The sequence below is a fragment of the Nocardia sp. NPDC003345 genome (assembly GCF_053589395.1).
The window spans coordinates 1-11,845 of the sequence record NZ_JBSFRU010000198.1; the positions used below are offsets into that span (position 1 = coordinate 1).

Annotated in this window: 14 protein-coding genes; 4 read left to right on the forward strand and 10 right to left on the reverse strand. The window is 69.1% G+C overall.

Annotated features, from left to right (window positions below; genetic code table 11):
- Positions 1–295 precede the first annotated feature (295 nt).
- The 7 genes from ACWDU1_RS20680 to pgsA all read right to left on the reverse strand — a co-directional run bounded on the left by ACWDU1_RS20680 (position 296) and on the right by pgsA (position 5,116).
- A complete protein-coding gene (locus ACWDU1_RS20680; protein WP_450000682.1) occupies positions 296–1,003 on the reverse strand; it encodes a PIG-L deacetylase family protein in 708 nt (235 codons plus the stop codon).
- A 63-nt stretch (positions 1,004–1,066) separates the two neighbouring features.
- The gene (locus tag ACWDU1_RS20685) at positions 1,067–1,276 is read right to left on the reverse strand and encodes a hypothetical protein (protein ID WP_450000684.1); all 210 of its coding nucleotides are present in this window, start codon (positions 1,274–1,276) and stop codon (positions 1,067–1,069) included.
- Between the two features lie 70 nt (positions 1,277–1,346).
- Positions 1,347–2,288 (reverse strand): phage shock envelope stress response protein PspM, encoded by a 942-nt coding sequence (pspM, locus tag ACWDU1_RS20690; RefSeq protein ID WP_450000664.1) that lies wholly within the window; start codon positions 2,286–2,288, stop codon positions 1,347–1,349.
- Between the two features lie 30 nt (positions 2,289–2,318).
- Positions 2,319–3,146, reverse strand: a complete 828-nt coding sequence (gene pspA / locus ACWDU1_RS20695; protein ID WP_450000666.1) for a phage shock protein PspA — start codon at positions 3,144–3,146, stop codon at positions 2,319–2,321.
- A 258-nt stretch (positions 3,147–3,404) separates the two neighbouring features.
- Positions 3,405–3,827, reverse strand: a complete 423-nt coding sequence (locus ACWDU1_RS20700; RefSeq protein WP_450000667.1) for a helix-turn-helix domain-containing protein — start codon at positions 3,825–3,827, stop codon at positions 3,405–3,407.
- 138 nt (positions 3,828–3,965) lie between these two features.
- Positions 3,966–4,466, reverse strand: a complete 501-nt coding sequence (locus ACWDU1_RS20705; protein WP_450000669.1) for a CinA family protein — start codon at positions 4,464–4,466, stop codon at positions 3,966–3,968.
- Positions 4,463–5,116 carry a CDP-diacylglycerol--glycerol-3-phosphate 3-phosphatidyltransferase gene (gene pgsA, locus ACWDU1_RS20710; RefSeq protein ID WP_450000670.1) on the reverse strand — a complete coding sequence of 218 codons (654 nt, stop codon included), beginning with the start codon at positions 5,114–5,116 and terminating at the stop codon, positions 4,463–4,465. Before pgsA ends, ACWDU1_RS20705 begins: the two co-directional genes overlap by 4 nt.
- Positions 5,117–5,226: 110 nt before the next feature.
- Between pgsA and ACWDU1_RS20715 the strand changes: the two genes are divergently transcribed.
- Positions 5,227–5,778, forward strand: a complete 552-nt coding sequence (locus ACWDU1_RS20715; protein ID WP_450000671.1) for an amino-acid N-acetyltransferase — start codon at positions 5,227–5,229, stop codon at positions 5,776–5,778.
- 67 nt (positions 5,779–5,845) lie between these two features.
- Positions 5,846–6,130, forward strand: coding sequence for a YciI family protein (locus ACWDU1_RS20720; RefSeq protein WP_450000672.1), 285 nt, complete (start codon positions 5,846–5,848; stop codon positions 6,128–6,130).
- Positions 6,131–6,174: 44 nt separating this feature from the next.
- Here ACWDU1_RS20720 and ACWDU1_RS20725 read toward each other — a convergent pair whose 3' ends face one another.
- From ACWDU1_RS20725 to ACWDU1_RS20735, 3 genes are all read right to left on the reverse strand, one after another.
- The gene (locus ACWDU1_RS20725; RefSeq protein ID WP_450000674.1) at positions 6,175–7,179 is read right to left on the reverse strand and encodes a TerC family protein; all 1,005 of its coding nucleotides are present in this window, start codon (positions 7,177–7,179) and stop codon (positions 6,175–6,177) included.
- Positions 7,180–7,313: 134 nt separating this feature from the next.
- Complete coding sequence (locus tag ACWDU1_RS20730) at positions 7,314–9,944, reverse strand: DNA translocase FtsK (RefSeq protein ID WP_450000676.1); 2,631 nt, start codon at positions 9,942–9,944, stop codon at positions 7,314–7,316.
- An 87-nt stretch (positions 9,945–10,031) separates the two neighbouring features.
- Positions 10,032–10,655 carry a TIGR03085 family metal-binding protein gene (locus ACWDU1_RS20735; RefSeq protein ID WP_450000677.1) on the reverse strand — a complete coding sequence of 208 codons (624 nt, stop codon included), beginning with the start codon at positions 10,653–10,655 and terminating at the stop codon, positions 10,032–10,034.
- A 123-nt stretch (positions 10,656–10,778) separates the two neighbouring features.
- Between ACWDU1_RS20735 and ACWDU1_RS20740 the strand changes: the two genes are divergently transcribed.
- Positions 10,779–11,174: a DUF4189 domain-containing protein gene (locus ACWDU1_RS20740; protein WP_450000678.1), complete on the forward strand. Its 396-nt coding sequence runs from the start codon at positions 10,779–10,781 to the stop codon at positions 11,172–11,174.
- 92 nt (positions 11,175–11,266) lie between these two features.
- Positions 11,267–11,800: a hypothetical protein gene (locus ACWDU1_RS20745; RefSeq protein ID WP_450000680.1), complete on the forward strand. Its 534-nt coding sequence runs from the start codon at positions 11,267–11,269 to the stop codon at positions 11,798–11,800.
- Positions 11,801–11,845 lie beyond the last annotated feature (45 nt).

Genomic DNA, 11,845 nt, shown 5'->3' on the forward strand with positions numbered 1-11,845 from the left:
CGCCAAGGGGTGGGGCCCGCCCGGTTCTGGAGCGACCAGAGGAAGGGAGCGCAGCGACCGACCGCCGGGAGTGAAGAACCGGGCCCCCGGGGCCCCACCCTCGAGCGCCGGAGCCGCTCCAAAATCACAGCCCCACCCTTCGCGAAGGGGGCACATCCGAACTCACCTCCGCGGAGAGGTCACCCCCCAACTCACCCCGCGCGAACAACCCACCCCCGAACCACCTTCGCGAACAACCCACCCCAACCCCCCTCCCGGAAAAGCCCCCTTCAAAGCCCTCGAATCACAACCACACTCAAAAGCTGTACAGCTCGAACCCCACAGCCCGTGCGGCGGGAAATCCGGGGATCGGTGCGGTGGTCATCTCCACGACCGCCCGCGCCTGTTCTTCGACCGGTTCGGGGCTCAGGACCTCCAGGTAGCGGCGGTGTTCGGTCAGTGACGCCCGCGCGCGGTCGATCGTGTCGGTGACATCGACGCCGTGGGTGGCTGCGCTGGGTACCGCGACCGCCGCCCAGCGCGCGGACCACGGGGCGAGATCGGCGATCTCGGGGAATATCCATTCGTTGCCGGCGTCGGATACCGCGTCGAGCCCGGCGCGGCCGACGGCGCGGTGGTCGGCGCTGTTGACGAAGCCCGGTGCCCAGGTCGCTCCGAAATGGCCGAGTACCACCAGTTCCGGGCGGTGTCGGCGGATGGCGGCGGCCAGGTCGCGGCGCAGTGGCAGGCCGGCTTCGATCCGCCCGTCCGGGTGGCCGAGGAATTCGACTTCGTGGACGCCGACGACCGCTGCCGAGGCGCGTTCCTCGGCCTCACGCAGCGGTCCCGATTCGGCGGGCGGCAGCCCGGCGATTCCGGCTTCGCCGGAGGTCGCGAGGACATACCGGACGTCTTTGCCCTGCGCGGTCCAGCGGGCCACCGCCGCGGCGACTCCGTACTCGATATCGTCGGGGTGCGCGACGATGACCAGCGCACGCTGCCAGTCCTCGGGGAGATGGGGCATGCTCGTCATGCGACCATCGTGGCGCACCCGGCGCCCGAGGGAAAGCATTCCACGCCGCGGCGGTCAGACCTTGGTGACGGTGTTGTCGTCCGATCCGGAGATCGCCTTGTACAGCAGGTACAGGCCGAAGACGACGGCGCTGATCACGAGGATCGGGAACAGGCCTTTGATCAAGGCGCCGATCACTGCCAGCGCGATCCAGACGACGGCGACGACGCCGATGATCTTCCACAGCATTTTTGCCTCCCAGCGGTTGGTGCCTGCTTCGAGCATGGCACCGCGCGAACGGGAAATCACCAGGTGAGAAGCGATATCCGGGGAAGATCAGGGATATCCCTGAGGGTCAGGTTGGGGTCCGGCGGCGCACCGGCTCCGGGATCGGGTGTTGCCACGCCGCCCGGCTCGCGGCGGGCGGGAGCAGGCCCTCGGGAGCTCGATCGGCGAGTTCGGTGAGCGCTTGGGCCCAGCCGTCCATCCGGTCCGCGGCCTGGCGGAGGTCGGCGACGATACCGTCGAACCGATAGCGCAGCGCACCGGTTTCGTCCACGGCGAGCACCCGGGTGGCCGCGGCCACCACCTGTTCGTACTCGGCCACGCCGCTGTCCAGGCGGGCCACGATCGACTGCAGTGTTTCCTTCAGTCGAGCGATATCGGCGGTGTCGGCGAGACCGGCGCCACCGCCGAGAGCCTGGATGGCGCCCTCCATGGTGGCGATATCGGTGGCCAGGGCGGTGAGGGCGGCGGCGCCGGAGCCGGCGGTGGCCACCAGATCGTCGAGTTCGTCGGCGGGCAGTCGCTGCGACCGTGCGATCTGACCGGCGACCTCGTGCAGCGCGCGTTCGGCCCGGGCCAGCCGCGCCATGGCGGGGCGGGCGGCGGACCGGGCGGACGGGAGTTTCCGGGGAACGTGACCGGCCATGGGTAGCGGGGCCCGGCGCAGTCGCAGATAGCGCCGGGTACTCAGGGCCGCACCGGTGACCAGGGCGACCGCACCGCCGCCCAGGACCAGCACCGCCCAGGCGGGAGCGGACAGGATCACCAGGCCGACGGCGCCGGCGGTGGTGAGACCGGAGGCGGTGCCCAATCCGATACTGCGCCGCCGGGCCCGGCGGCGCCGGCGGAGTTCGCGTTCGCGTGGATCCGCCCAGCGGCGGACCGCGGTGAGGGCGTTCTCGCCGGCTTCGCGCAACGACCCGGCGACGGCGGCGGCCTGGGGCGGCAGATCCGTCCAGGCCTGGGTGAATTCCCGGGACCCGGTCGGGAATCGGGGCCTGTCAGACTTCATCGCTGTCCTCGCCGAGCTCTTGTCGAGCCGCTACTGCTGTGCGGTCTGGCCTTTGTTCATCTGAGGCTGGGCCGGTTCGGCCGCGGACTTCCCGGCGTCGATGGCGGAGTTCTCGCTACCGGCGGGCAGGGAATCGCCGCGCATGGAGGCCCGGATCTGCTCCAGCCGGCTGTGCCCGGCCATCTGGACGCTGGCCTGCTGCACCTCGAGCATGCGCCCCTGGACGGTGTTCTGGGCGAGCTCGGCCGACCCCAGCGCGGTGGCGTAGCGGCGTTCGATCTTCTCCCGCACCGCGTCCAGGCTCGGCACGCTGCCCGGCGCGGACAGGGTGCTGTCCATCTGCTGCAGGGAGGCGCTGACCTGTTCCTGCATCTTGGCCTGTTCGAGCTGGCTGAGCAGTTTGGTGCGCTCGGCGACCTTCTGCTGCAGCAGCATCGCGTTCTGCTCGACCGCTTTCTTGGCCTGTGCGGCGGCCTGCAGCGACTGGTCGTGCAGGACCTTGAGGTCCTCCACCGACTGCTCGGCCGTCACCAGCTGCGCCGCGAAGGCCTCGGCGGCATTGGTGTATTGGATCGCCTTCTCGGTATCGCCGGCGGCGTTGGCCTGGTCGGCGAGGACGACGGCCTGACGCGCGTTGGCATTGAGTTTCTCGACCTCGTCGAGCTGGCGGTTGAGCTTCATCTCCAGCTGACGCTGGTTGCCGATCACCGAGGCCGCCTGCTGGGACAGGGCCTGGTGCTGGCGCTGGGCTTCTTCGATAGCCTGCTGAATCTGGACCTTCGGATCCGCGTGCTCCTCGATCTTGGAGTCGAAGAGGGCCATCAGATATTTCCAGGCCTTCGTAAACGGATTAGCCATCGGTTGATCCCGCCTCCATCTGCTGTGCCGCCTGGGCGACTCGGAGTGCGCGACCGTCACGCACTCGTATATGCCTATCCTCCACCATGCGAGGCCCGGCACCGGCTACCGAACGACGCCGCGTCTCGCCCGGCGAGCGGCCCGCGCCGATACGCGACACCCGGCCGGAGCGGACGCGGAGGAACGCCTCCTACGAATCTATCCGCTCCGGTGCGTGGCGCGCATTGTCACGATCCGGTAACCGGCGGCTATCACCGATCAGGCCGCTTCGACCAGCACCAACGGACCGTTCTTGGGCGCCGGGATGACGATCCGCGTGTCGCCGTCGACCTGGGGCCGCGCGGTGGCGGATGCCACGGCGGCGGCGGGTTCGGCGGACGCGGCCGGTTCGGCGGGCGCGGCGGCGGGTTCGGGTGCCGCGGCGGCGGGGGTGCCGGTCACCGCGGGGTCCTCGGCGGCGATGGCGGCGCCGACATCCCACAGCACCCGCGACAGCGGGACGTCGAGGGCTTCGCAGATGGCCGCCAGTAGTTCGCTGGAGGCCTCCTTACGTCCCCGCTCGACCTCGGAGAGGTACCCGAGGCTCACCCGCGCCGAGGTGGATACTTCGCGTAGGGTCCGGCTCTGGGCGAGGCGCGCACGCCGCAGACTGTCCCCGATCGCTTCTCGCAGCAGCGTCATCGAGTTCTCCTTCTCCCGGTAGGCTCGTCGCCCTGTATGCCGCAGCCCACGGCACGCACGCGGTTCTCTCCTGGCACAACGTCGGAACCCGTCCCGGAGGTTCCCGGACCGGATGCCGAACGTCTCACCCGGTGGGTGTCACGCCCGCACGCACCGCAGCAGTTCCGCTATCGCGGTCCGCGTCGCCGCGACCCTGATATTCCACCGGTCGCCGGCGAGTTTCAACCGCATCACCTCGGTATGGCCGGGCCCGGCCAGTCCGAGGTACACGGTGCCGACCTCGATCCCGTCCTGCGGATCGGGTCCGGCGACCCCGGTCAGCGCGAGCCCCCAGTCGGCGAGACAGCGCGACCGCGCCCCGACGGCGAGCTGTTCGGCGGTGCTCGCGGCCACCGGCCCCTCCGCCGCGAGCAACTGTTCGTCGACTCCGGCCAGGCGGTGTTTGAGGTCGGTCGCGTAGACCACCAGTCCCCCGCGCAGCACCGTGCTGGCACCGGGAACGCCGGCGATGGTGGCCGAGACCAGTCCTGCCGTGAGAGATTCCGCGGTGGCGACCGTCCGGCCGCGTTCCCGCAACGCCGCCACCAGTTCGGCGGCGTCCGTCGCGGCGGTCAGCGGGCCGGTGTGACCGCCGGTCATCCGCGATTGCGATGCGGTCCGGCGAGCCAGAGCCGGGCGGCCTGGCCCACATAGTCCAATCCGGTGACCACGGTGAGCACCAACGCGATCCACATCAGCACCATTCCCGCGGTCGCGAACCCGCCGGACAGCGGCAACAGCAGCACACCGATCGCCACCGACTGCACCAGGGTCTTCACCTTGCCACCCCGCCCGGCCGGGATCACGCCGCGCCGCACCACCGCCAGCCGCAGCAGCGTGACGCCGATCTCCCGGGCACAGATGACCAGCGTCATCCACCACGCCAGGTCGCCGAGCAGGGAGAGTCCGATCAGCGCGGCGCCGATCAGCGCCTTGTCGGCGATGGGGTCGGCCAGTTTGCCGAAATCGGTGACCAGTCCGTATTTGCGAGCCAGCTGGCCGTCGAAGCGATCGGTGACCGCCGCCAGCGCGAACAGCGCCGTCGCGGCGACCCGCCAGCCGGTCTGGTGACCGCCCTCGGCGAAGAGCGCCAGGACGAACAGCGGGACCAGCGCGATCCGCACCATGGTGAGGATATTGGCGATATTGAGCAGCGGGACGGCCGATTCCGCCGGCGCCGGCGCCGGCCCGGCGCGCAACGCCGCGGGCGCGGCCAGCCGCCGGTCCATCTCGTCGGGGTGCACGCTCATGGCCGCCTCTGCGCCGACGCGCGCCGAGGGGCGCGCGGGGTCGAGCGGGAGAACGGGATGTGCGGCACACACTCAGCCTATCGGTAGCGTCGCCGACTACTGTGCACCCCATGACCTCACGGGGACCAGCAGGTGGTCCGACCAGCGCAGCGCCCGGTACGCGGACCGCCGCCGTGCGGGTGCGCCGTGCCCGCACCTCCGATGTCCCGGCCGTCAAGGCGCTGGTGGACGTGTACTCCGGTCGCATCCTGCTGGAGAAGAACCTCGTCAACCTGTACGAATCCGTACAGGAGTTCTGGGTGGCCGAACTGGACGACCGGGTAGTGGGCTGCGGGGCGCTGCACGTGCTGTGGGCCGATCTGGGCGAGGTGCGCACGGTGGCGGTGGCACCGGACGTGAAGGGTCACGGTGTGGGCAAGCTCATCGTCGAACAGCTCGTCGAGGTGGCCCGGGAGCTGGAGCTGAGCCGGTTGTTCGTACTCACCTTCGAGGTCGAGTTCTTCGCCCGGCACGGATTCGCCGAAATCGACGGCACCCCGGTGACCGCCGAGGTCTACGCGGAGATGTGCCGGTCCTACGACACGGGCGTGGCCGAGTTCCTCGATCTGAGTTATGTGAAACCGAACACTCTCGGCAATACCCGCATGCTGCTCACGCTCTGATCCGCGGACAGGGCCTCCTCCGCGCCGCGACGTCCGGGTCCGGCACCGCGCGCACTAGAGTCGTCGCGTGCCGATCTTCGCAGTCCACTACACCTATTCCGACGCCACGATCGCCGCGCGCGATACCCATCGCCCGCGGCATCGGGCCTGGCTGGCCGAACGGCTCGCCGCCGGCCAGCTGCTCAGCAGCGGACCGTACCCGGACGGCTCCGGCGCCCTGCTGCTGTTCCGGGCCCCGGACGCCGGGGATCTCGACGAACTGCTGCGCGCGGACCCGTTCGCCGAAGAGGGCTTGATCGACGCGGTCCGGGCGATCGCCTGGCAACCCGTGATGGGCGCTTTCAGCGACTGACGGCCGGGTACCGGCCGGTCGGCGACCGGCCGGTACCCGTGGGCTCATTCCTGCGGGCCGGACGCCGGTTGCGGCTTCGCGCGACCGCGGGTTTTGAGCAGGCTGGCCACGGTCGCGACGACCAGGATGCCGAGGATCACCGAGAGCGACAGGGCGGTCGAGATCTCCGGGACGCTCACATGCTCCCCGCCGTTGATGAACGGCAGGGTGTTCTCGTGCAGGGCGTGCAGCACGAGTTTCACGCCGATGAAGGCCAGGATCGCGGCCAGGCCGTAGGACAGGTACACGAGCCGGTCCAGCAGTCCGCCGATGAGGAAGTACAGCTGGCGCAGCCCCATCAACGCGAAGGCGTTGGCGGTGAAGACGATGTAGGGCTGCTCGGTGAGGCCGTAGATCGCCGGAATGGAATCGAGTGCGAAGAGCAGATCCGCGAAGCCGATGGCCAGCAGCGCCAGCAGCATCGGGGTCACTACACGCCGGCCGTCGATACGCGTGATGAGTTTGTCGCCGTCGTAGGTCTCGGTGGTCGGCACCAGCCGTTTGGTGAGCCGGACGATCCGGCTGTCGCGTTTCTGTTCCTCCTCGACCTCGTGGCCGCTCTCCCGCAGCAGTTTCACCGCGGTGTAGACCAGGAACAGGCCGAAGAGGTAGAAGACCCAGCTGAAGGCGCTGATCGCCGCGGCACCCACGGCGATGAAGACGCCGCGCATCGCCAAGGCCACCACGATGCCGATCAACAGCACTTTCTGCTGGTAGATCCGCGGCACCGCGAAGGTGGACATGATGATCAGGAAGATGAACAGGTTGTCCACCGAAAGTGCCTTCTCGGTGACGAACCCGGCGTAGTACTCGCCGGAGTAGGTGCCGCCCCATTTCCAGGCGATGAAACCGCCGAAGGCCAGGGCCAGGCCGATGTACACCGCGGACCAGAAGCCGGACTCGCGGAAGGTGGGCTCGTGCGGTGTCCGCACGTGGGCGAAGAAGTCGAAGACGAACAGGCCGAGGATCACCACGATGGTGATCCCCCACACGAGAGCGCTTACCTGCATGCGGCGTTCCGATCAGCAGTACGAGTCATGCTCCCAATCATGCCCGATATGCCCGATTCGCTCGGGCCCCGGGGTTCGCACCGACCATCCTCGCATACCGCCGCCCCGCCGGACCGGAGCCGCGGTGGCGGGCGTCACGGCCCTGCGGGATCCGGGGGCGGTTCGTCGCCGCCACCCCGGATCGACCAGAGCAGCCCGTCCAGCTCATCGGGTTTGATCAGCACATCACGCGCCTTGGATCCCTCACTGGGCCCGACGACACCGCGGGTCTCCATCAGGTCCATCAGCCGCCCGGCCTTGGCGAACCCGACCCGCAGTTTGCGCTGCAACATCGACGTCGAACCGAACTGCGAGGTGACCACGAGTTCCACCGCCTGCAGGAAGACGTCGAGATCATCACCGATATCCGGATCGACATCCTTCTTCTCCCCGGCCTTGGCGGCGGTGACGCCCTCGGTGTAATCCGGTTCGGCCTGGTTCTTCGTGAACTCGACCACCGCGTGGATCTCTTCGTCACCGATGAAGGCGCCCTGCAGCCGCGTCGGTTTACCCGCGCCCATCGGAAGGAACAGGCCGTCGCCCATACCGATGAGTTTCTCGGCGCCGGGCTGATCGAGGATTACCCGGGAATCGGTGAGCGAGGAGGTCGCGAAGGCCAGCCGGGACGGCACATTGGTCTTGATGAGCCCGGTCACCACGTCCACCGACGGCCGCTGGGTCGCCAGCACCAGGTGGATACCGGCGGCACGCGCCTTCTGGGTGATCCGGACGATGGCGTCCTCGACGTCGCGGGGTGCGGTCATCATGAGGTCGGCGAGTTCGTCGACGATGGCCAGGATGTAGGGGTAGGGCCGGTAGACCCGCTCACTGCCCAGCGGCGTGGTGATGGCCCCGGATTTCACCTTCCGGTTGAAATCGTCGATATGGCGCACCTTGCTGGCCTGCATGTCCTGATAGCGCTGCTCCATCTCCTCGACCAGCCAGGCCAGCGCCGCGGCGGCCTTCTTGGGCTGGGTGATGATGGGCGTGATCAGATGCGGGATGCCCTCGTAGGGGGTCAGCTCCACCATCTTCGGATCGATCAGGATCATCCGGACCTCGTCCGGGGTGGCCCGCTGTAGCAGCGATACCAGCATCGAGTTCACGAAACTCGATTTGCCGGAACCAGTGGAACCGGCCACCAGCAGATGCGGCATCTTGGCCAGATTCGCGCAGACGAATTCGCCCTCGATGTTCTTGCCGAGCCCGATCACCAGTGGATGGTGGTCGTTGCGGGTGGCCGGGGCCTTGAGCACATCGGCCAGCCGTACCAGCTCGCGGTCGGAGTTCGGCACCTCGATACCGACCGCCGATTTACCGGGGATCGGGGCGAGCAGGCGCACGTTCTCCGTCGCCACCGCGTAGGCGATATTGCGGGTCAGGGCGGTGATCTTCTCGACCTTCACCCCGGGCCCGAGTTCCACCTCGTAGCGGGTGACCGTCGGGCCCCGCACGAATCCCGTCACCGCCGCGTCGATTTTGAACTGCACCAGGACCTCGGTGATCGCCTCGATCATCGATTCGTTGGCGGCGCTGCGCTTACGCGGCGGATCGCCGTCGACGAGCAGATTCATCGGCGGCAGCGTGTAATCGCCCTCGGGGGCGCGATCGGCGACGAATTCCGGTTCCGGCGGGGGCGGCGGGGTCTGATCGATCGGCGCGGGAGCCGCCGGCTTGCGCTTCCGGCGAGCCGGCGGACCTTCCGGTTCGGATCCGGCCGCGATCGGTTTCGCCTCACGCAGCGGCGGTTCGCCGGGGCCGTCCGGATCGGGGCCGAATTCGTCGGCCGGGTAGCTCTGGGCCGGGGACCGCCCGCGGCGGCGTGATCGGGTCGCGGAACCACCGGAGGCGGTATCGAACTCGTCGACCGGGTCGTAGCCGTCGCGGTAGTCCGGATCATCGGCGGGCAGCGGCGCACCGAAGAATTCGCGCAGCCGTTGCGGAGCCTCCCGCACCGTGGTGCCGGTGACCAGCAGCAGGCCGAACATGACGGCCAGCAGCAGGATCGGCACCGACAGCCACGCCGTCAGCCCGTCGGTGAGCGGGCCGCCGATGACGAACCCGATGAAACCCGCGGCATCGGCCCGGCCCGCGGCCGCCGCCGGCGCGCCGTCGGCGATATGCCAGAGACCGAGGAAGGGCAGGCCCATGAGCAGACCGCCCAGGACCAGACGCGGCCGGATCTCGGGGTTCGGTTCGGTGCGCATCAGCACCACCGCGATACCGGAGGCCACGAACGGCAGCACCGCCGAGGCCGATCCGGTGATCGCCCGGATGATGCCCTCCACCCAGTGCCCGATCGGGCCCCCGGCCGACAGCCAGACCGCGGCCGCGATCACCGCGCTCACCGCGATCAGGCCGAGCGCGATTCCGTCCCGGCGGTGCCCGTGCTCGATATCCCCGGCCCGGCTCAGCGCCCGGGTGGTGGCGCCGAGGCCACGGGCGGCCATCGTCCAGCCGCCGGTGACCATCCGGCCGAAGACGGCCAGCGGCGCGGTATCGGAGCGCCGGGCGGGCGCCGGGCGCCGGGCCGGGCGGCGGGCGCGAGTGCCCGCCGCGGGGCGGGCGGCGGCCTTCCGGGTGCTCTTCCGGGGCGCACCACCTGCGCTCGCCGAACTCGCCGCCTGGCGCGAACTGCCCGAACGAGAACGCGCCGCGGTCGTCCGCCCCCGAGCCGATCCCGCCCGCGCACCCGGTGTGGTCGTGCCGCGGGACTTACCTGCCATGAAGTCAGGCTAGCCGCAACAACCCCATCAGGACCATCCGCAACACTGGCACCGGCCGGGATGGCGGTCCCGCGACGTACCCGCCGCTCAGATCGAACGGTCGAGTCCGAGTACCTGCCGCACCGCGTCGGGGTCGCCGGCGGTCTCGATCCGGACCTGCTCGCGACCGAAGGCGTGCAGCAGCAATTCGGCGGCGGTCCCGGTGAGTGTCACCACCGGACCCTCCTTGGCGCCGACCCGCACGCTGTCGCCGTCCGGCGTCGCGAACTCGACCGGAACCGGCGCCTTCCGGTAGGCCATCTTGGCCATTCGCCGCAGCGCCGACCACAGGCTGCGCCGATCCTCGGCGGACAGTTCCCGGGGTTCCCAGCCCGGCTGCGCGCGGCGTACGTCCTCGTGGTGGACGAACATTTCCGCGAGGTTGGCCACGGCGTCGACCGGTCGCAACGGCGACCACCACGGCGGACCGGTACGAACCTGTTCCAGGAGCTCGGGGAACGGCCGCTGCGCGGCCTTGTTCTGCACTCTCTCCAGATATCCGGCGAACGCGGGCACCATGATGCCCGGTGCGGCGTCGGGACGCCGCTCCCGTACCACCAGGTGCGCGGCCAGATCTCGAACCGTCCACTGGCCGCACAGGGTGCCGGCGTCGGGTCCGGCCGCCCGCATCGATTCGACCAGTGCACGGCGTTCACGCTGAGCCATGTTCACACGATGAATCTAGCCGAGACCCGGCCGCAGGGAAGGCGACGAATACCGAACCGGTTGCTCTGCGACAGAAGTGCTCTGTACTTTGTCACTCGGTCCATAAGGGTCGTGGACCTAAAATCACAGATGGGAACACCTTTGAAGAAGATGATCACCGTTGCCGCCGTTATGGTGGCGACCATCGGTTCGTTGCTCGCCGCCTCGGTGACACCCGCCCACGCGCAGTACAACAGCTATTACGGCGCTATCGCGGTGTCGGTGACCACCGGCAACTACGGGTGGTCCTACGACTACGACAGCTACTCCGAGGCCGAGCAGGCCGCGGTGGACAGCTGTGGGGCGGGCGATTGCGTGGCGAAGATCTCCTGGCGCAACGGCTGTGGCGCGCTGGCGGTTTCGGACAACTGGCTGAGCTACGGCTCCGGCGCCACCCGGTCGGCGGCGCGTTCGGAGGCGCTGGCCAACAACCCGGGCAATGCCTATATCGAGCACTGGAACTGCACTTCCGGTTACGACCTGTGAGTTCGTACCGTCCAGACCGACCGGCCGGCGCCGAATCCGCCGCTAACACTCGTAGGGGAACAAGAACTGTGAAAATCCGTCCGATCCGGGTCGTGGCCGCCGTGACAATGGCCGCCGCCGCCCTCACCTTCACCGCCTGCTCGTCCACCGAGGAGACCTCGACCGGTTCCGCCACCACCACCGAGGCGGCCGCGGAATTCGAGTCGGGTAAGACCCAGGACGGCCGGGAAGAGGGCAAGGCGCCCACCACCACTCCGGCGCCGAACCTGCCGAAGCCCACCGCCGAGGAGCTCAACGACAAGATCAACCGGGCGCTCGACGGCTCGGTCGGCGAGGACGAGAAGCTCGCCTGGATCGAAGACGCGGAACAGGATCCGCAGCTCGTCGACAAGCTGGTCGAGGCCGCGAAGAAGAACGAGGTCACCGTCAAGATCACCAATGTCGGCGACCCGGTCGACGGCAAGGTGACCGCCGACGCCGATATCACCATCGGCGGCGCCCCGGTGGAGAACGCGACGGTCGCCTTCGTGGCCGAGGGCGATCAGTGGAAGATCGAGCACGGTTTCGCGTGCAATATCGTGAAGTCCGCGCAGCTGGATTCGGCGGCCTGCCAGGCCGATTCCTGATCCACGCATAGACGAAGAGAACCGCCGGCGGACCCGAGTCCGCCG

What these genes read in the sequence shown, in the direction of transcription:
- ACWDU1_RS20680 (WP_450000682.1), bottom strand. Translation starts at nt 1,003, where the DNA reads ATGCCCCATCTCCCCGAGGACTGGCAGCGTGCGCTGGTCATCGTCGCG.
- ACWDU1_RS20685 (WP_450000684.1), bottom strand. Translation starts at nt 1,276, where the DNA reads ATGCTCGAAGCAGGCACCAACCGCTGGGAGGCAAAAATGCTGTGGAAG.
- pspM (WP_450000664.1), bottom strand. Translation starts at nt 2,288, where the DNA reads ATGAAGTCTGACAGGCCCCGATTCCCGACCGGGTCCCGGGAATTCACC.
- pspA (WP_450000666.1), bottom strand. Translation starts at nt 3,146, where the DNA reads ATGGCTAATCCGTTTACGAAGGCCTGGAAATATCTGATGGCCCTCTTC.
- ACWDU1_RS20700 (WP_450000667.1), bottom strand. Translation starts at nt 3,827, where the DNA reads ATGACGCTGCTGCGAGAAGCGATCGGGGACAGTCTGCGGCGTGCGCGC.
- ACWDU1_RS20705 (WP_450000669.1), bottom strand. Translation starts at nt 4,466, where the DNA reads ATGACCGGCGGTCACACCGGCCCGCTGACCGCCGCGACGGACGCCGCC.
- pgsA (WP_450000670.1), bottom strand. Translation starts at nt 5,116, where the DNA reads ATGAGCGTGCACCCCGACGAGATGGACCGGCGGCTGGCCGCGCCCGCG.
- ACWDU1_RS20715 (WP_450000671.1), top strand. Translation starts at nt 5,227, where the DNA reads ATGACCTCACGGGGACCAGCAGGTGGTCCGACCAGCGCAGCGCCCGGT.
- ACWDU1_RS20725 (WP_450000674.1), bottom strand. Translation starts at nt 7,179, where the DNA reads ATGCAGGTAAGCGCTCTCGTGTGGGGGATCACCATCGTGGTGATCCTC.
- ACWDU1_RS20730 (WP_450000676.1), bottom strand. Translation starts at nt 9,944, where the DNA reads ATGGCAGGTAAGTCCCGCGGCACGACCACACCGGGTGCGCGGGCGGGA.
- ACWDU1_RS20740 (WP_450000678.1), top strand. Translation starts at nt 10,779, where the DNA reads ATGGGAACACCTTTGAAGAAGATGATCACCGTTGCCGCCGTTATGGTG.